This window comes from Sorangium sp. So ce426 (assembly GCF_051475585.1).
Taxonomy (GTDB): domain Bacteria; phylum Myxococcota_A; class Polyangia; order Polyangiales; family Polyangiaceae; genus Sorangium; species Sorangium cellulosum_B.
Window position 1 is genome coordinate 1,629,715 of sequence record NZ_CP150341.1, and the last position, 18,258, is coordinate 1,647,972.

Below are 18,258 nucleotides of genomic sequence, written 5' to 3' on the forward strand. Positions count from 1 at the left end.
GCGAGCAGGCCCCCACCTCGGGCCTGCAGCCGCGCGGGTAGGCAGCGGCTCACTGCGCGCGGAAGCCCTCGGCGGGGCGGAGGCGCGCGGCGTAGAGGCTGGGGACGATCGTGGCGGCGAGGCAGATGAGGATGGCGATGCAGCCCGTGATGATGAACTCCTGCGGGCGCGCCTGGACGGGGAGGCGGGAGATGAAATAGACCTTCGGGTCGAGCGGGAAGCCGTAGACCAGGAGCCCCTTGCACACCGCCACGCCGAGCAAGAGGCCCAGCGTGGTGCCCGCGACGCCGATGATCCCGCCCTGGTAGAGGAAGATGCGCAGGACGGCGCCGTCCGTCGCGCCCATCGCCTTGAGGACCGCGATCTCCTTCTTCTTGTCGAGCACCACCATGATCAGCGTCGCGATCACCGTGAACGCGGCGACAACGATGATGAGCGCCAGCACCGCGCTCATGCCGATCTGCTGGATGCGCAGCGCCGTGAAGAGCCCGTGGTTCAGCTCCTCCCAGTCCATCGTGTAATAGAGCCCGCTGCCGAGGAGCTTGCTGATCTCGCGCGCGATGCCGCTCGCGCTGTCGATGTCGTCGACCTTCATCTCGACGCCGGTCACCGTGTCGCCCTGGTCGTAGAACGCCTGTGTCTCGTAGAGATCGGCGTACGCCAGCTTGGTGTCGTACTGCTCGAAGCCGGCCTCGAAGATCGCGATGACCCGGAATCGCTTGGCGACCGGCGGCTTGATGGCGCCGTTCGCGAACGAGAAGCCGATCGTGGGCGAGGTGACGGTGACGCACTGGCCGAGGTCGAGCGACAGGTTCTTCGCCAGCGCGGCGCCGATCACGATGCCCGGCATCCTGGCGATCTGCTCCTTGTCGGCGCAGGGGTCCGGATCGACCTCGGGCGGCAGCTCGTCGTCGTCGGGGAGGACGCTGCCATAGCCGCCCTGCGGCTCGATCGCGCCCCGCGGGGCGCCCTCGTCGATCGCGACCTCCGCCTCGTCGGCCCCGGCGCCCGGCGCGCCTTCCGCCTCGGCCGCGCGCGCCGCCGGGGGCGCGAGCGCGGCGTCGCGCGCGGCCGCGGCGCGCTCGTCCTCGAGGATCCGCGCCTCGTAGGCCTTCAGCAGATCGATCTCGGCGCCCGCGTCCGGCGCGAGCGCGGCCGAGGATGACGGCGCGCCGGCGTCCGGCGTGAGGAGGGGGACCTCGGGCAACGACGGCACGGCGCGCTCGGCGGGCTTCGAGCCAGGGCGCCGCAGCCCGGCGAGATCGCCGCCCGGGAGGATGTGACGGGGCAGGTCGAGCACGGCCGTGGAGGCGCCCTCGGCCCCCACGCCGAGGCTCCTGGCCGGGTCGACCCCCTTGACCAGGACGCCGGTCGCCGTCGCGTCGCCGTGCGTCAGCATCATGGGGTTGATGCTGAACGGCGCGACGCCGACGACGCCGGGGACCTTGGAGACCTGCTCCATGATCGAGCGGTACTCACGGAAGTCCGTCGAGTACTTGATCACCAGGACGTGCGCGTTGACGCCCAGGACCTTCTCGCGGAACTCCGCCTGAAAGCCCCCGGTCACGCTCATCACGGTCGCGAGCGCCGCGACCCCGAGCGCGACCCCGAGGATCGCGAACGTGGTGCCGACCGAGATGAACGCCCGCTTCTTGGAGCCGAGATATCGCAGCGCGACCTCGATAGGGTAGCTCATCGCGGTGCCCTCCTAGCAGAACGCGGCGCGCGCGGCACGCTGGGCCGCCATCGTCGGCGGCGGGCCGACACGCCGCCGTCGACGCGCGCTCGCCGCGGCCTTTCGCGCGCGGGGTCCGCATGATCTCGCTTCCCGGACCGAACGCCTGCTAGAATCCAATCCTGTCGCAGCTGCCGGCATGTGGCGTGCACTTCTGCCCGCGAGCCTTTCATGAGCGCCACCAAAAACGAGCACCACACCGCGCGCAGCAGGGTCTTCAACGCCGAGGAAGGCGCGCTCGAGGAGCCGCCCCCGTCGCGCCCCAAGAGCGCGGCGGGCGGGCCTCGCTCGTCCGGTGTCGCGCCGTCCTCCATGGAGCCGAGCGGCGCAGACGACGACGTGCCGGTGGAGGTCGAGGTCCGCCCTTCGTCGAGGCCCTCCAGGGCAGGGTGGGTCGAGGGGCCCGCGAGCGAGGTGCCGCCGAGCTTCCGGGCGCCGCCGCCGCTGCGCCAGATGGCCCCGCGGTTCGGGCGGCCGAGCGAGCCCGACGCCGACGAGATCAGCGGGCGAACGAGCCCGGCGCCGATCAGCGAGGGGGAGCCTTCCCTGGAGATCCCGCCGCCGGACGAGGTCGAGCCGCGCGAGCGGCGGCCGCCGGGCGCCAAGGACCCTTACATCGGGACGACCTTCGATCACCGGTACAAGATCGAGCGGCTGCTCGGCGAGGGCGGGATGGGGTTCGTCTACCTCGCCCGCCACAAGGTCATCGACAAGCGCGTCGCGGTGAAGGTGCTCCGCGCGGAGCTCGCCAGGGACCGCGAGATCTTCGAGCGCTTCGTGCAGGAGGCCCGCTCCGCGTCGAGCATCGGCAACCCGCACATCGTGGACATCTCCGATTTCGGCGACCTGCCGGACGGCTCCACGTACTTCGTCATGGAGTACCTGGAAGGCGTGAGCCTGGCGCAGCTCATCGACTCGCCGAACGAGCTGCCGATGGAGCGCATCTGTCACATCGCGCTGCAGCTGTCCGCGGGGCTCGCCGCCGCGCACGACGCCGGCATCATCCACCGCGATCTCAAGCCGGACAACGTCTTCGTCGTCGCCCGCGGCAGCGATCCGAACTTCGTGAAGATCCTCGACTTCGGGATCGCGAAGGTGTCGACGAGCACGACGACCAAGCTGACGCGCGCCGGCGCGGTGTTCGGGACGCCGCACTACATGTCCCCGGAGCAGGCCGCGGGGGCGCCCATCGATCACCGGACCGACATCTACTCGCTCGGCGTGATGCTCTACGAGCTCGTGAGCCGCCAGCTCCCGTTCAACGCCGACAACTTCATGGGGATCCTGACGCAGCACATGTACAAGGCGCCGGTCCCCATCCGCGCGCTCGTCGGCGGCCCCGACTGCCCGCCCGGGCTCGAGGCGGTGATCCTGAAGTGCCTCTCCAAGAAGCCGGAGTCGCGCTACCAGACCATGGGCGATCTCCACGCCGACCTCGAGCAGGTGAAGTGCGGGGGCGTGCCGGGCGCGGTGGCGGAGATGATGGCGCGGTCGGGCGGCTTCAACGTGCCGCACGATTACTTCAAGACCTCGAAGGTGATCGTCCCCGCGACGCCGCCGTCGCCCCCGCGCTCGCCCTGGCCCCGCTACGTGTGGGTCGCCGGGGCGGCGGCCGCGGTGGGGATCGTGACGGCGATCTTCGTCATCGGCGCGAGCGGGTCGGCCAGGGACAACGCCCAGAAGGCGCAGAAGCCGCCTGTCGAGGCGCCCGCGAGGCCGGCGCCCCCCGAGCCGCCGCCGGTCCAGAAGACGGTGGTGGCGCTGGCCGCGGTGCCGGAGACGGCGGTCGGCTACCGCAACGGCGTGGAGCTGAAGCTGCCGGCGAGCATCGACGTGGAGCAGGGGCAGACGGTCACGATCGACATCCGGGCCGAGGGGTACCAGCCCAGCACGGTGGTGCTCGACGGCACCGAGCCGAGCAAGCTCGTGAAGCTCGAGGCCGACGAGAAGAGCGGTCCGAAGGTGAGGCCCGGGGCGGGACGGCCGCCGGCGGCGCCGACGACCCGGACCCCCAAGAACCCGGATGTCCGGGACCCCTGGGCTCACCCGAAGAAGTGAGCGTGCGCTCGGCGGGGGCCCTGCTCGCCGTGCCCCGTGATAAGCCGCAGGCGTGACCCGGATCGATCACCTCATCGAGGCCGTCCCCGAGGACGTGCTCGGCATCTGTCGCCGCCTCCGCGAGCGCGGCAAGCGCGGCTGGATCGTGGGCGGCTGCGTGCGCGACCTGCTCCGCGGGCAGGACGCCAAGGACTGGGACGTCGCGACCGACGCGCGGCCGGAGGAGGTCGTGGCCGCGTTCCGGAAGGTGATCCCGACCGGGATCCAGCACGGGACGGTGACCGTCCTCGTGCGCGGCGTGCCGTACGAGGTCACGACCCTGCGCGGCGACGGGACCTACAGCGACGGCAGGCGGCCGGACCGGGTCGAGTTCGTGGACGACATCACCGCCGATCTCGCGCGGCGGGACTTCACCATGAACGCCATCGCGATCGATCCGGTGGACGGGCACCTCATCGATCCGTTCGGCGGGAGGAGCGATCTCGAGGCGAAGATCATCCGGGCGGTCGGGGATCCGGCCGAGCGGTTCGCCGAGGACGGGCTGCGGGTGCTGCGCGCGGCGCGCTTCGCCGCGACGCTGGAGGGCACGCTGGACCCGGAGACCGAGCGCGCGATGGGCACCGCGCGGTCGCACCAGACGTTCCGCTGCGTGAGCGCGGAGCGGGTGCGCGACGAGTGGCTGAAGGCGATGCGCGCGCGCCGCCCGAGCGTGGCGTTCGAGATCATGCGCCGGACGGAGCTCCTGGCGATCACCTGCCCGGAGATGATCGAGTCGGTCGGGTGCGAGCAGAACCGATGGCACGCCTACGATGTGTGGGGGCACGCGATGGCCTGCCTCGACGCGTGCAAGCCCGAGCCGATCCTCCGCGTGGCGGCGCTGATGCACGACATCGGGAAGCCGAGGACGCGCGAGTTCTCCGACAAGACGAAGGACTACACGTTCTACGAGCACGAGCGGGTGGGGGCCGAGATGGCCGAGCCGATCCTCACGCGGCTCCGCTTCTCGAACGACGAGCGCGCGCGGATCGTGGCGCTCATCCGACACCACCTGATCTGCTACGACGACACCTGGACGGACGCGGCGGTGCGCCGCTGGCTGCGCCGGGTGACCCCGGGGCTGGCGCCGGATCTCTACGAGATCGGCTTCGCCGACGCGCTCGGCAAGGGGCGCGACGCGAGCGAGGACATCGCCACGATCGGGCGGCTCCGGGAGCGCGTGGACGCGCTGCTCGCCGCGGGCGCGGCGCTCTCCGCCAAGGATCTCGCCGTGAACGGCAATCGATTGATGAAGGAGCTCGGCATTCCGCCGAGCCGGCTCGTCGGCGAGCTCCTGGAGCGCCTCGTCGAGCTCGTCACCGAAGAGCCCGAGGCGAACACGCCCGAGCGCCTGATCGCGGCGGCGCGCGAACTCGTCGCCTCGAAGAGCGCAGTCTAGCGCTCCCCCCCCCCCGCCGCAGAGCTGCGGTTCACGTCGCCGAGCGGCCGAGGGGAGGCGTCAGGATGGCTGTGCGCCGCGCTCGCTGCGTGTACCCGAGGGTGGTCTCGCAGGGCTGCCCCGGGGCCGCCTCGTCGCGCGGCGCTCCGGTTCACCCGCCCTCGGCCATGTCCTCGCTCCTTTGGTGAGCCTGTCCCAGAGGGCGAGTCGAACGGTCGTGGACAAGGTACCTGGACCGACAACGGTGGTCGGTTGTCTACCTCATGTCGGTCTAGATTATTTCATGCCGATCGCGTCCACTGGGACGTGAGTCTGGTAACGTCGGTCGTTGCGCATTGTCGCGTTCCCCAATCTGGAGGTCAATTTGAAGCTCTCGACGAAGACGCTTGTTGGGCTGGTTGGTCTGGGTTTGCTTGCGGCGGCGGCAGCCATCGGTGGGTGCTCCGGCGGGGGTGGTGATACGAACCCCGGCAACAGCGGCTCTGGAAGCGGCAGCGGCGGCAGCGGGAGCAGCGGCGAGACGTCCGGGAGCGGGCTCGGGGACGGCGGTGAGTTCGATGTCGGCTCAGGGACCGGGGACAGGGACGCGGGGCTCAACGGCGATACGGCGTGCGTCGCGACCCGATTGCAGGCCGATTACCAGCAGCGCCCGGCCGACATCATCTTCATCATCGACAACTCGGAGAGCATGAAGGACGAGATCAACAGCGTCCAGCGGAACATCAACCAGAACTTCGCCTCGATCATCGCGGCGAGCAAGGTCGATTTCCGCGTCATCATGCTCTCGAGGCACGGCAGCTCGGACGTGGAGCAGTCGGTCTGCATCGAGGCGCCGCTCGGCAGCGGGAGCTGCTCGCCGGTCCCGTCGGCCCCGAACACCAATCCGCCGCACTTCTACCAGTACAACCTGGATATCAGCAGCCTCGACTCGCTCTGCATGGCGATCGACACGCTGAACGGCGCGATCCAGCCCAGGGGAGAGACCGCGTCGCCCGGATGGTCGCAGTGGCTGCGCGAGGAATCGCTCAAGGTGTTCGTCGAGATCACGGATGACGGCGTCGACTGCACGACCAAGTCGCTCGGCGCGAGCAAGACGCTCGTCGACGAGGGGGCTGACATCAAGCTTTACGACCTCGACGACGATGAGCCAGCGAACAGGAACGTCGCCGGCGGCACCCTCTCGGCAGAGACCTTCGACGCGGCCCTCACGGCGGTCGCGCCGCAGTTCTTCGGCTCGAAGGACGCGCGCAACTACAAGTTCTTCAGCTTCGTGGGCATCAAGGAGAACGACCCAATCAACGCCCCCTGGCCGCCGGAGGCGCCAGCCACCTGGGAGCAGTGCCGGCCAGACTCGGTCGATCCCGGGACGACCTATCAGGTCCTCAGCGTCATGACCGGCGGGCTGAGATACCCGATCCAGCAGCACGCCACCTACGATGCCGTGTTCCAGGCCATCGCAGACAGCGTGATCTCGGGCGCCAAGCTGTCGTGCGAGATCGAGGTGCCCAAGGCGCCGGACGGGCACTCGATCGACCTGAAGACGGTGCAGATCGAGTTCACGCCGAGCGACGGCGGGCAGAAGAAGATCTTCTCCCAGGTGACGAGCCCGGAGGAGTGCGCCGGGGCGTCCTCGTCCTTCTACATCGAGGAGGGGCAGATCAAGCTGTGCGAGGACACGTGCGCCATGGCGGCGCAGGACAACACCGCGGGCATGGAGCTGCTCTACGGCTGTTCGGTCAACCCGGACTGAGCGAGGAGGCGCTCCCGGGCGCGACACCCCGGGAGCGCCGCCATTGCGGGGCGTCCGGCCGAGCGAGCCCTCCCCGCGGAGGGATCGCGGGAGCCAGGCGCCCGCGCCTGCTACCCTGCGCGAGAGGCAGATGCGGGTCGATGTGGCGTGCCGTGCCGGCCACGGCGGGAGCGAAGAGCCCGAGACGGTCACCCTGGGGGAGCGCCGCGTGCGGGTGACGGAGATCCTCGACCGGTGGCCCGGGGGCGATCACCTCTACTTCAAGGTGCGCGGGGATGACGGCGCACGGTACATCCTGCGGCGAGACTTCGAGATCCTCGTCTGGGAGCTCGAGGTCTATGAGGCCGCCGAGGACGAGAGGGGGACCGGTCAGGGGTAGACTGGCCGGCCGCGCACGAACGCGCGCTGGACGCTCGCGACGGTCGCGACGGTCGCGTCGGACGCGAAGACGAGGTGGTTCAGCGTCCCGGCCTCGCCGAGCACGTGCTCGGGGAAACGCACGGCGATGAAGTCCGCCTCCTTGCCGACGTCGAGGCTGCCGACGGCGCGGCCGAGGCCAACGGCGTCGGCGGTGCCCTGCGTGGCCATGACGAAGAGATCCGCCGGGGTCAGGCGGTCGCCGAGGCAGAGGGCGTTGTCGAAGGCGCTCGACATGCCGCGGCGCATGTCGAAGCTGCGGCCAGCGCCGACGTCGCTGCCCAGCCCGACCGGGACCGCGCGCGCGCGCGCGTCGGAGAGGCGCATGCGGCCGCTGCCCAGGAAGAAGTTCGAGTCGGGGCAGTGGACGACCGAGGAGCCCGTCTCCGCGAGGCGGTCCCACTCGCGCGGCGAGAGGTGGATGGCATGCGCGAGCAGGGCGCGCCCGGTGAGCAGGCCGACGCGGTCGTAGACGTCGACGTAGTCGCGCGCCCAGGGGTGCGCGCGCAACGTGGCCTCGCCCTCGGCCGGGTTCTCGGCGACGTGCGTCTGCACGAGGAGGCCGTGATCGCGCGCGAGCCGCGCGGCCGCCTCCATCAAGGGACGGGAGCAGCTCGGGGCGAAGCGGGGGGTGATCGCGAACTCGAGGAGGCCGCCGCCCTCGCCGTGCCAGCGCTGCACGAGATCGCGGGCGGCGGGGATGGCCTCGTCGTGAGGGACGCGGAGCGCCTCCGGGCAGCTCTGGTCCATGAGCGTGAGGCCGGCGATGCCGCGCAAGCCGGCGGCCGAGAGGGCGCGGAACAGCCGGTCGGTCGCGCCGGCGCACGAGCTGGAGAAGACGACGCAGGTCGTCGTGCCCGACGCGAGCAGCCGGCCCGTGAACTCGCCGGCGACGAGCGCGGCATAGGCCTCGTCGCGGAAGCGGGCCTCCTCGGGGAAGACCGACCGATCGAGCCAGTCGAGCAGCGGGCCGCTGGCGCTGCCGATGATGCGCGTCTGCGGGAAATGGACGTGCGCGTCGATGAAGCCCGGCATCAACACGGCGGGCCGCAGGTCGAGCACCGGCCCGGGGAACGCGCCCGGGGCGAACGGCGCTGCCTGGGCGATCCGACCGTCGTTGCCGACCACGAGCAGCGCGTCGTCGATGAATCGGACCCGAGCGCCGTCCGGCGACGCGGGGATCGGGGTGAGCAGGCGACCGCGGTAGGCGCGCGGCGACTCCAGCGGCCGCGCGCTCATCGGATGGCGATCTCGCTCCGGCGGGCCCAGCCCATGAGCAGCTCGCCCCCGCCGTTCTTCATGACGAGGGCCCACGCGCCCGCCTCGCGCACGATCATCACGACCTCGCCCGCGGCGATGGCGCCGACCCGGGTGCCGTCCGCCCGCGGCTCGTCGAGCAGCGTGATGCCGCGCGAGGCGATGCCCGCCTGGAGGCGCGCGGGCGCGCCCGGGTCGTCCTCGTCGTCGAAGGCAGGGCCGTCGTCGTGAGGGGATGGCCGCTCGTCGGAGCCAGGATCGTCGTCGAACGGGAAACGAGGGTGGACCTGCGCGCGCCGGTCCGCCGGGGAGCGCCCGTCGAGGAGGTGCGCGAACCGGCCAGCGCTCTGCATCGGCGAGCGATCGCCGGCGACCGCCCGGAACACGACCGGCGCCGTCGGGAGCAGCACGACGACGGCGGCGGCGAGGAGCGCGAGCCCGGTCAGCCGATCGAGCTGGCGCGCGCGCGGCGGGGCTGGCGCGGCGCCCGGCGGCTCCGCCCGGGCAGCGAGGCGCGTGCCGGCGTGCTCGGCGCGCACGTCGCGGGGGCCAGGCGAGGCGCCCTGTCCGGCGGGGGGGTGGTCCATCAGCGCAGAGGATACGCGCTGCGGTGAGCGCGGTCGACTGCGCGGCGGCGCGAGCTCCGATGACGCTCGACCCGCCGCGCCGGCGAGCGCGTGCGAGCGCGTTAGCGGACCTCGCGCGGCAGCGGGGCGGCGGCAGGATCGCCGGTGACGGCGCGCTCGGCGGGGACGCCGATCGTGGCGCCGTGGTCCGCGCAGCAGCGGAAGCCCTGCTGGTAGAACATGTGGTTCTCGTCGTGCGAGCGGGTCGAGGGGCGGCAGCGCGTGCGGACAGGGCCCCAGTAGCCGCCCTTCAGGATGGAGGGGCGCTCGCCCTCGCGGACGGAACGGGTCCACTCATCGATGTTGCCGGTCATGTCGTAGACGCCGAAGGGGCTCCGGCAGCGGGGCTGGAGGCCCGCCGCCATGCCCTGCCAGAGCCGGTCCATCTCGGCCATGGCCGCGGGGCCGCCCCGCGGGCGCAGCGCGGTCTCGATGTACGGGCGCCATGCCTGATCGACGACGCAGGCTTCAGGCTCGCGGACGTAACCGTAGGGGTAGGGGCGCGCCTCCTCGCCCTCGCAGGCGAACGTCCACTCGGCCTCGTCGCAGAGGCGCTTGCCCTCCTCGGCGCAGAGCTCGCTCGCCTCGTAGAACGAGACGAGGATGAACGGATAGACGCCCTTCTGGTTGGGGTACTCGTAGCGATCCATGCAGAAGTGCATGGGCTTCGTGTCGAGGTCCTTCGACATCGAGAGCCACTTCTCGCGATCGAACTCCGCGCACCGCTCGGGGTAGCTCCTGCTGATCCAGTGCTTGCAGGTGGTCCGCTGCATCTCGTCGATGGAGCGCAGGTCGCCCTGGGCCTTCGGGGCGGGGTCGAGCTTCATGAGGCCGGAGACCTCGACCATGCCCGTCGGGCAGGTGCCGCGGGTGCCCTCGATCTGGTCGGTGGCCTCGCGCGACTCGGCAGGCGACGAGGCGATCTGCCAGTGGCGATCGCGCACGAGGCGCCACTCGAACCGGAGGCGCCGCGGCAGCGAGCCCGTGATGGCGCCCGCGCCGAGCGTCAGCGGCACCGACGGCGCCTCCGCGAGCCGCACCACGAGCAGCGCGAGCGAGGCGAGGCCCAGCGCGAAGCCGACGGCGACGGCGGCGCGCAGCGCCCTCGCGCGGGGAGGCGCGGGCTTCCGCGTCGAAGGGGCGAATCGGTGCATGATCCCTCGCAGTAAACTCTACTGCGAGGGAGACTCGAAGGCAGACAACTTTCCGCGGAGCCGCCCGAGGTCGGCCTCGAAGCGCCGGTCGCCGGACAGGTCGCGGGTCTCCCGGGGATCGCTCCCGAGATCGAAGAGGAGCAGCCGGTCACGCTTCTTTCGCTCGATCACGAGGAGCTTGAGCTGCCCGTCGATGACCGCGGCGCGGCGGGCGGTGCGGGCGAACACCGGTCCTCGGGGCGCGCGCTCGCCCTGGCCATGGCCGGCGGCGATCGCGGCCAGGGAGGCGCCTTCGACGGCCGTGGCCTCCGCGCCGCCGACGTCGAGGACGGTGGGCGCGATGTCGACCGTGCTCACCGGGTGCGGGTAGCGGCCCGGCGCGGCGCCGGGGAGGGCGATGACGAGGGGGACGCGGATCGCCTCCTCGTAGAGCTCGACGCCGTGCCCCACGGGGCCGTGCTCGCCGAGCCCCTCGCCCTGCGAGCCGTGGACGATGACCGCCGTGCGGCCGGCGCGGGGGCCCCTCGCCACGGCGTCGAGCAGGGCGCCGAGCTGCCGGTCGACGTAGGCGATCTCGCCGTCGTAGGCGGCGGTCCTGCCGGCGCCGAAGCGGATGCCGGGGTGGGCGAGGTAGCGCTCGTGGGCGTCGAAGAGGTGGAGCCAGAGGAAGATCGGCTGGGCGCGCTGGGCAACCCCCTCGAGGAGCGCGATGGCCTTCTCGACCGCGAGGTGGCCTGTCGCCTCGCGCTCGGGGTGGGCGTCGCCGTAGACGGTCTCGAAGCGGTCGAACCCCTGATCGAAGCCGCGCTCCTGGCTGATCCACGTGAACGAGCTGACCGCGGCGGTGAGGTAGCCGGCGCGCTTCATGCGCTCCGCGAGGGTGTCGTTCTCGGGCAGCAGCGTGGGCCACTCGCGGCGGTCGCGCGCCGCTCGGTTGAGGCGGCGGCCGGTGACGAGCGGCGAGATGGCCCGCTGCGTCTCGCTCGAGGCGGCGTAGGCGCGCTCGAACAGCACGCCGCGGGCCGCGAGCTCGGCGAGCCGCGGGCTGGTGTCGCGGCCGTAGCCGTAGGCCGACGTGTGGTCGGCGCGGACCGTGTCGAGCGTGACGAGGAGGACGTCGGGGCGCGCCGGCGCGGCGGCGGGCGCGGGGGACGCAGGCGTGGTCCCGGCGGGGGCGATGGTCTTCGTCAGGACGGCCGGGGTGACCGCGCCGCCCTCGTCGCGCCCGGCGGGCGTGGCGGCGGCGCGCACGTGCGCGGCCGCCGTGGCGCCGGCAGGAGCGGCAGGCGCGGCGCCGGCGAGAGCGGTCGGCGCGGCGGCAGGCGGGGCGCCGGAAGCGGCGGCAGGCGGGGCGCCGGCGGCCGCGGTCGTCTGCGCGCCGGCGGGCGAGCCCGCGACGGCCCCGGCGGGCAGGGGGGCGGCGCCCTGGTGGGCCCCGTCGCTGCAGTCCTGATCGATGCCGTCGCCCGGCGTCTCCGGTGCGCCGTGATACCGGGTGGGATCGCCCTCGTCGCAGTCGAGGCCGCCGAAGTGCGAGCCCATCCCATCGCCGTCGCGATCGGTCCACTGCTCGAGCGCGCTGAAGAGGGTGGCCGCGAGCCCGCCGCCGGCGCGCACGGCCTGGCCGAGCGGGGGGAACGACTCGATCCGGGCGGTCGCGGTCATGAGGACCAGGGCGGCGAGCGGGACGCCCGCGATTCCGGCGATGCGGCCGACGGCCGCGCCGAGGTCGACGCTCGAGACGAGCGCGGTCGCCACGAGCGCGATGGCGCCGTCGACGATGGCGGCGCGCACGGCGGCCCCGGCGTCGCCTGTCGTGCTGGCCGCGTGGGCGGCGAGCGGAGCGAACGCGGCGACGAGGGGCACGACGCCGATGGCCGTGCCGGCGATGGCGAGGAGCCACGGCTTCACGCCGCGGGCGGCGAGGCGATCGCCGAGCGCGACGAGGCGCTGGGTGACGAGCGCCGCGGCCACGACGCCGGCGAGGCCGAGGACGCCGAAGGTCGCGCCGGCGAGGCCTCGGTGGTGGGTCGTCGCCTTGAGGAGGGCGGCGAGCGCGGCGAGCACCGGAAAGGCGACGCCGATCCAGAGCGCGACGCGGAGGACGGCGAGCCGCTCGCCGCCGGCGCCGACGATGCCGCGGAAGCCGCGGCCGGCCGCGCGCGAGAGGATGAGCGCGAGCGTGACGAGCGGGAGTAAGACGGCCGTCCCGACGAGGAGCCCGTCGAGGAAGGACGCGCCGGCGCGAGCGGTGCGCAGCGCGGTCGGCACGGCGGAGAGCGAGGCGACGCCGAGGCCGAGCACGCAGGCCTCGCCGAGGCGGGTCGTCCAGGCGCTGCGGCGCGGCGGCGGAGGGGCCGACCGCCCCGGCGGGGGGACGGACCGACCCGGCGGCGCGCTCTGCCGGGCGGGCGGGCCGCTCTGCGATCGCGGCGGGACGCTGTCATGAGCGCCGGCGGCGCTCGGCGGCGGCGGGGGACCTGGTTCGGCGGTGATCATGGGCACACAGGGGGGGAGGGCCGCGCGGGCGCCTCGCGAGGGCCTGTCGCGCCTGGCCGCGAGGTCGTGCGCCCTGGAGAACGGGGCCTACCATCGGTGTACCGGGTCGCAAAGTATCCTGCGGGAGCGGACGAGCCGGGGGCGCCCGCGGCCGGCAATCCGGAAGCGACGCGCTCGGCGTCGAGGCTGCGCCACGCGAAGCCGGCACGATGGCTGCACGGGTGCGCCGGGGCCCGCGCGGCGCCTGGCACGTGCCCGCTGGCGGGCTCCGCGCGGGTACGGCACGATGGTGAGCCGTGTCGCTCCCCGCGCGCAAGCTCGCCACGATCGCGGATCTGCTGGCCGTCCCCGAGGCGCAGCGCTTCCACGAGATCATCGACGGCGAGCTCGTCCCGAAGGCGATGCCTTCGCCGAAGCATGGCGGCGCCCAGGCATCGCTCGCCGGGATCGTGTTCCGCCCCTACAACCGGCGGCCCGGCGGTCGCTGGCCAGGAGGGTGGTGGTTCGCCACCGAGGTCGAGGTGCAGCTCGAGGATCACGAGGTTTACCGTCCCGACGTGGCGGGCTGGCGGCGTGAGCGCCTCCCCGAGCTGCCCGAGAAGACGCCGATCGTCGTGCGGCCCGACTGGGTCTGCGAGGTGCTGAGCGTCTCGAACACGCGCAACGATCTCGTGAAGAAGATGCGCACATACCACCGGTGCAAGGTGCCGCATTCCTGGATCGTGGATCCGATGAACGAGGTGCTCACCGTGCATCGCTGGATGGATGACGGGTATCTGAACGTGCTCACGGCAGAGCGGGGCGAGCGCGTCAGGGCAGAGCCGTTCGACGCGATCACGTGGTCCGTCGGGGCGCTCTTCGGGGACGACCCGGACGAGGACGAGCAGTAGAGCGGCGTCTCGACGCCTGGTCCGGACGGCGCAACGGCGGACTGCCTTCGGCGACGAGCCCCGGTGTCGTCTGCGGCGAGGGCACCGGATGAGCGCAAGGTCGTTGCGCTCCCTGGCGTCCGACCGGAGCTAGAAGAGCAAGGAAGAGGCCGTCGGCAGGCACTCCGGGCTGAGCGCCCCGGGGAGCACGCCGAGCGGCCGCAGCCGAGCTTCGACGGATGCAGCCTGCATGGGCAAATGCTGAGTTGGCGGGCCGCTCTGCGTGAGGCTCACGACCGGCGCGCTGGCTCGGCGAGCCAGCGGACCAGCGCGTCGCCCTCGAGCTCGAGCAGCGTGTCCTCGACCTCGCCCGGACCGAGCGCGCGCGCCCGCTCGAGGATCGAGCGCTCCTCCTCGGTGGTGGGTCGCCGCCCGACCCGCCGCGCGAAGAGGCGGCCGAGCAACTCGGCGATCGCCTCCTCACGGCCCTTCAACTGTCCCCTCTGCTCGGCCTCGATGATCATCTCGCCGATGATCGGCGTGCGCCGGAGCAGCCCTTCCTCCATGTCCTCCACCATCGTGACGAGCTCCTTTTGCAGATTGTGCCCCCAGGGGTCGATGGTCGCCAGTACCAGGAACGCCGTGTACAGCTCCGCCCGCTCCTCGCCGGCCACCGTCTGCGCGTGAATCTGAGCGATGACCTCCCGCATCGCCTTCGCGGTCGCGTCCCTGGCGAGCGGCGCGAACGCCAGCCACAGCACGCTGCCGCGCGCTCGGAGCTCGGCGACCGTGCGTTGATAGACCGCGTCGATGCGGAAGTGCGTACCGCTGAACCGCCGTTCCGGCCAGGCCGTTCGGAGCACGCCGGTCACAGGCAAGCGCCGCCTGCCGCCGGAAAGGACCACGGCGACGCTCTCGATGGGCGGCACCGGCTCGCGGGGCGCTTCGATGCGCAGCGCGGCGAAGAGGAAGCCGAGGTACTCGAAGACCTGAGCCGGAACCTCGTCGCGCAGCGCGAAGCAAAACTCGACGTGCAGCACGCGCAGCGTGCCGTCGATGCGAAGGCGCAGCGCCTTGTCCATGCGACGTTCGAGCTTGGTGACCTGGGTATCGATCCAGCCAAGGACCTCGACGGAGTGGCCTTCCGGGGTGAAGGCGCGCGCAAGCTCCTCGGGTCGCCTCCGGGCGACATGGCGTAATGTGATGTCGGCATCTCCCATGCAACGCGCCTTGCGCAGGGAGCGTGCCAGGGGGTGGAGGGCCAAAAGTGACGGCATCCTCGCGTGTCTCGTGCGCTGCGGGGGTGGCGGCGCCATGGCGGACCGCCGCCCCGCGTCCGGCGGGACGGCGCAACGGCGGACACCGTCGGAGATGTGCGCTGGCGCCGCCGCGACGCCGGTTCTCCTTGCCCAGGCCCCCCCGGCGACTTGTATCGTCGCCACGACGCTGCCCTTGCTTCATCAGCCGCCCTGTCCTTCATCCCCGTTAAGGAGCTCTTCATGACGCTGCTGCGACGCCGCGCTTCCGTCTCCGCGCTGATCTTGCTCGCCTTGTCCGCCTGCGGAGACGACGATGGGGTGAGCGAGACAGGGCTGTCGTGCGGTCCAGGCACGAAGGCGGCCGACGGCGTGTGTTTGCCTTCGGCGACGATCCCCGGTGTCGTCTGCGGCGAGGGCACCGAGGACGTCGACGGCGTGTGTGTGCCTTCGGCGACGGGCCCCGGTGTCGTCTGCGGCGAGGGCACCGAGGACGTAGGCGGGGAATGCGTCCCGACCGCGCTCCAGCCCGGCCATTTCCTGAGCCCGCTGGTGCAGCTCCAGAGCTTGCACGAGGTCGGGAGCCACACGGATGAGGTCCGCGTCCGCGACGATGACTTGCTCCTCAATTGCAGCTACACATTCAACGTCATCGACGCGGAGGACCCCGCCGACATGGAGGTGCTCGCGGGGGGGCTCAAGCACACCATCCCCGGCGACACCCGTACGCCCGGCTGCAAGCACCTCGCGTGGGACGATGATCTCGTCTTCACCACGCACCTCGGCAACATCCGGAACCCGGCCTTCCTGAGCGGCTGGGACATCAGCGATCCCGAGGCCCCGGTGCAGCTCCCCGTCCTGCAGGAGGAGGGGATCAGCTACGAGGGAGTCGACGTCGCGAACCACAACATCTTCGTGGGGCTGCACGGAGATGGGCTCGGCGTCTACCGCTACGACGGCGCGGTCGGGTTCACGCGGGTCGGCAGCCTGGGTGGATTCACCAATGCGTGGGGGGTCGCGGCGCGCGACAACCATGTCTTCGTCGCCGACGGCGTGGACGGGCTCGTCACGGTCGACGCGACGGACCCGACGGCGCCGGTGGAGCTCGGGCGCGTGGCGACCGGCGGCCAGGCGAAGGGCGTCGTCGTGGACGGCGATTTCGCTTATGTGGCGGCGGGCTCTGCGGGCGTCGCCGTCGTCGACATCTCCGACCTCGCGCGCCCTGTCGTCGTCGGTCGCGCCGAGATGCCCGGGACCCCGCTCCGCCTGGCCTACTCCGAGCGCCGCCTCTTCGTCGCCGCGTGGAACGACGTGCGCGTGTACGACGTGTCCACGCCCGCCGCCCCGACCTTCATCGCGGCCGTGCGCATCCCGAGGGCGTTCGAGTACGAGGATCCGGATCGCGAGCTCCCCACGATGCGCACCTTCGGCGTCGCCGCCCGGGGTCAGGACGTGTTCATCGGCACCTGGGAGAACCCGTATTCCTACCGCCTCGAGCCGGACCGCCTCGCGCCCAACATCCGTCTCCCGGAATCCTCCGCGCGGATCGATTTTGGCCCGGTCGCGGTCGGGGACAGAAAGACGCTCCCGCTCGAGGTCACGAACCAGGGGACGGCGCCGCTCACGCTGGTGGACAGCTGGGTCAGCGGCTCCGCGTTCAGCGTCGAGCCGCGCCAGGCCCGGATCGCGCCCGGCGAGACGATCGAGCTCAACGTGACGTACCTCGCCTCGGCGACAGACCAGGAGATCGGCTATCTCCACATCACCTCGGATGACCCCGCGGCCCCGGTGCGGAAGAGCTATCTCGTCGGCAACGCGCCCGGCGTGAGCGTCGGGGCGCCCCTGCCCGCGACAACGGGCACGATGCTGGACGGCACGACATGGACCTCGGAGGAGTCGGCAGGGGGCGTGCTTCTTCTCACCTACTTTGCCACCTTCTGTCCGGTCTGCGCCAACCACCTGCCGGACACCGAAGCGCGGTTCTGGCTGAAGTACAAGGACCAAGGCCTGCAGATCGTCGCCCTCAACCCGAGGGAGCCGGTCGATCAGATCGGCCAGGTGCAGGCGTATTGCGACAACATCAAGGTCAGCTTCCCGGTCGGGCTCGAGGAGACCGCGAGCACCTACGCCGCCGTGACGTCCAATTTCCCCGGCCCCAACCCGTTCCCGGTCGACGTGATCGTCGGCAAGGACGGCATCGTCCGGTACGCCAGCCACGAGTACGACCCCGATGCCATGACGGCGGTCATCGAGCAGGCGCTGGCCGAATGATGAAGCGCGCGCTGCTCCTGGTGGTCGCGCTGATTGCGTCCGGTTGCGATGGAGGCGGCGGCTCGACCAGCGGGGCGGGGGACGCCGGCGGCGGCGCAGCGGCGGGCGGCGGCGCCGGAGGCGGCGGCGCAGCGACCAGCGGCGGTGGCGACGGTGGTGGCGGCGGCGCGGCGGGAGGCGGCGGCGCGGCGGGCGGCTCCGGCGCCGGCGGCGCGCCGGCGGGTCCGGGTGTGACCGGCGTGCTCGCGGACGAGGCGGGACAGCCCATCGGCGGAGCCACCGTGCTGTTTTGCAATACAGCGGTCTGCTACTCGGACCGATCGAGGGCGGATGGTCGCTTCACCTTTCGCTGCGACGCGGAGCCGCCGGTCGACTTCGTTGTGAAGTCGATGGAGGACGCGGGGACGACGCCGCGCCGGGGAACGACCATGTTCCCGCTGCGCTTCACCGACGCGGTCACCGTCGACGCGGGAGTGCTCTTCGTGCCGCACCTGCCCGCGGGCGCCGTCCTCGGGCCGAACAGCGACGATCCGCAGGTCCTGGAGGTCGGCGATGGCCTCCAGCTCACCGTGAACCGCGCCGCGCTCGAGACGCCGCTCGGCGAGGCCCTCCACGACATCGCGGCCCGGAAGATCCCGCCGGAGCGCGTGCCACCGCTCCCGGATCTCGGCGGGGAGGAGATCGTGGCTGTCTACGCGCTCTACCCGTTCGCGACGACCAGCGACGCGCCCGTCGGGGTTCAAGTCCCCTCGGATCTGGCGCCCGGGACGCGCGTGAGCATCCGGAGCATGAGCGAGTACGACGGCAGGCTCTCGGCGTCGGTTGCCGGTGAGGCAGACGGCTCGGTCATCAGGACGTCGCCTGGCTCCGGGATCGACGAGCTGACCTGGCTCGTGATCTCCAGGTAACCAGGTAACGCGCGTGCGCTCTC

The 18,258-nt window shown here is 72.1% G+C and carries 13 protein-coding genes; 7 read left to right on the forward strand and 6 right to left on the reverse strand.

Translation table 11 applies throughout. The features are described from left to right. Positions 1-49: 49 nt before the first annotated feature. Positions 50-1,696 carry an ABC transporter permease gene (locus WMF44_RS06060; RefSeq protein WP_437298167.1) on the reverse strand — a complete coding sequence of 549 codons (1,647 nt, stop codon included), beginning with the start codon at positions 1,694-1,696 and terminating at the stop codon, positions 50-52. A gap of 210 nt (positions 1,697-1,906) precedes the next feature. On the opposite strand from WMF44_RS06060, the gene WMF44_RS06065 reads away from it, so the two are divergent. The 4 genes from WMF44_RS06065 (at position 1,907) to WMF44_RS06080 (ending at position 7,357) form a co-directional block, all read left to right on the forward strand. After that, positions 1,907-3,793, forward strand: a complete 1,887-nt coding sequence (locus WMF44_RS06065) for a protein kinase domain-containing protein (RefSeq protein WP_437298168.1) — start codon at positions 1,907-1,909, stop codon at positions 3,791-3,793. 52 nt (positions 3,794-3,845) lie between these two features. After that, positions 3,846-5,228 carry a CCA tRNA nucleotidyltransferase gene (locus tag WMF44_RS06070; protein ID WP_437298169.1) on the forward strand — a complete coding sequence of 461 codons (1,383 nt, stop codon included), beginning with the start codon at positions 3,846-3,848 and terminating at the stop codon, positions 5,226-5,228. 328 nt (positions 5,229-5,556) lie between these two features. Further along, a complete protein-coding gene (locus WMF44_RS06075) occupies positions 5,557-6,978 on the forward strand; it encodes a hypothetical protein (RefSeq protein WP_437298170.1) in 1,422 nt (473 codons plus the stop codon). A gap of 130 nt (positions 6,979-7,108) precedes the next feature. Further along, the gene (locus WMF44_RS06080; RefSeq protein WP_044964103.1) at positions 7,109-7,357 is read left to right on the forward strand and encodes a hypothetical protein; all 249 of its coding nucleotides are present in this window, start codon (positions 7,109-7,111) and stop codon (positions 7,355-7,357) included. Here the strand turns inward: WMF44_RS06080 and WMF44_RS06085 are convergent. The 4 genes from WMF44_RS06085 to WMF44_RS06100 all read right to left on the reverse strand — a co-directional run bounded on the left by WMF44_RS06085 (position 7,348) and on the right by WMF44_RS06100 (position 12,931). Continuing rightward, positions 7,348-8,634, reverse strand: coding sequence for a guanine deaminase (locus WMF44_RS06085; RefSeq protein WP_437298171.1), 1,287 nt, complete (start codon positions 8,632-8,634; stop codon positions 7,348-7,350). The genes WMF44_RS06080 and WMF44_RS06085 overlap by 10 nt on opposite strands. Continuing rightward, on the reverse strand, positions 8,631-9,239 hold the full coding sequence (locus WMF44_RS06090; RefSeq protein ID WP_437298172.1) for an SH3 domain-containing protein: 609 nt from the start codon (positions 9,237-9,239) through the stop codon (positions 8,631-8,633). The genes WMF44_RS06085 and WMF44_RS06090 overlap by 4 nt, the downstream gene beginning before the upstream one ends. A 101-nt stretch (positions 9,240-9,340) precedes the next feature. Further along, entirely contained in the window at positions 9,341-10,432 is a 1,092-nt protein-coding gene (locus tag WMF44_RS06095) for a formylglycine-generating enzyme family protein (RefSeq protein ID WP_437298173.1), read from the reverse strand. A gap of 18 nt (positions 10,433-10,450) precedes the next feature. Next, positions 10,451-12,931 carry a sulfatase-like hydrolase/transferase gene (locus WMF44_RS06100; RefSeq protein WP_437298174.1) on the reverse strand — a complete coding sequence of 827 codons (2,481 nt, stop codon included), beginning with the start codon at positions 12,929-12,931 and terminating at the stop codon, positions 10,451-10,453. Positions 12,932-13,227: 296 nt separating this feature from the next. Here WMF44_RS06100 and WMF44_RS06105 point away from each other — a divergent pair, with 296 nt between their 5' ends. Next, positions 13,228-13,821 carry a Uma2 family endonuclease gene (locus WMF44_RS06105; protein WP_437298175.1) on the forward strand — a complete coding sequence of 198 codons (594 nt, stop codon included), beginning with the start codon at positions 13,228-13,230 and terminating at the stop codon, positions 13,819-13,821. A 269-nt stretch (positions 13,822-14,090) separates the two neighbouring features. Here the strand turns inward: WMF44_RS06105 and WMF44_RS06110 are convergent, their stop codons facing one another. Beyond that, positions 14,091-15,020: a hypothetical protein gene (locus tag WMF44_RS06110; protein ID WP_437298176.1), complete on the reverse strand. Its 930-nt coding sequence runs from the start codon at positions 15,018-15,020 to the stop codon at positions 14,091-14,093. A 279-nt stretch (positions 15,021-15,299) separates the two neighbouring features. Here WMF44_RS06110 and WMF44_RS06115 point away from each other — a divergent pair, with 279 nt between their 5' ends. Continuing rightward, positions 15,300-17,327, forward strand: coding sequence for a redoxin domain-containing protein (locus tag WMF44_RS06115; RefSeq protein ID WP_437298177.1), 2,028 nt, complete (start codon positions 15,300-15,302; stop codon positions 17,325-17,327). Further along, entirely contained in the window at positions 17,324-18,235 is a 912-nt protein-coding gene (locus tag WMF44_RS06120) for a hypothetical protein (RefSeq protein WP_437298178.1), read from the forward strand. Before WMF44_RS06115 ends, WMF44_RS06120 begins: the two co-directional genes overlap by 4 nt. Positions 18,236-18,258: the final 23 nt, after the last annotated feature.

Excerpts from the sequence above, each read along its gene's own strand:
- WMF44_RS06115 (WP_437298177.1), top strand. The coding sequence starts at position 15,300 with ATGACGCTGCTGCGACGCCGCGCTTCCGTCTCCGCGCTGATCTTGCTC.
- WMF44_RS06080 (WP_044964103.1), top strand. The coding sequence starts at position 7,109 with ATGCGGGTCGATGTGGCGTGCCGTGCCGGCCACGGCGGGAGCGAAGAG.
- WMF44_RS06110 (WP_437298176.1), bottom strand. The coding sequence starts at position 15,020 with ATGGGAGATGCCGACATCACATTACGCCATGTCGCCCGGAGGCGACCC.
- WMF44_RS06090 (WP_437298172.1), bottom strand. The coding sequence starts at position 9,239 with ATGGACCACCCCCCCGCCGGACAGGGCGCCTCGCCTGGCCCCCGCGAC.
- WMF44_RS06085 (WP_437298171.1), bottom strand. The coding sequence starts at position 8,634 with ATGAGCGCGCGGCCGCTGGAGTCGCCGCGCGCCTACCGCGGTCGCCTG.
- WMF44_RS06065 (WP_437298168.1), top strand. The coding sequence starts at position 1,907 with ATGAGCGCCACCAAAAACGAGCACCACACCGCGCGCAGCAGGGTCTTC.
- WMF44_RS06100 (WP_437298174.1), bottom strand. The coding sequence starts at position 12,931 with ATGATCACCGCCGAACCAGGTCCCCCGCCGCCGCCGAGCGCCGCCGGC.
- WMF44_RS06095 (WP_437298173.1), bottom strand. The coding sequence starts at position 10,432 with ATGCACCGATTCGCCCCTTCGACGCGGAAGCCCGCGCCTCCCCGCGCG.
- WMF44_RS06060 (WP_437298167.1), bottom strand. The coding sequence starts at position 1,696 with ATGAGCTACCCTATCGAGGTCGCGCTGCGATATCTCGGCTCCAAGAAG.
- WMF44_RS06120 (WP_437298178.1), top strand. The coding sequence starts at position 17,324 with ATGATGAAGCGCGCGCTGCTCCTGGTGGTCGCGCTGATTGCGTCCGGT.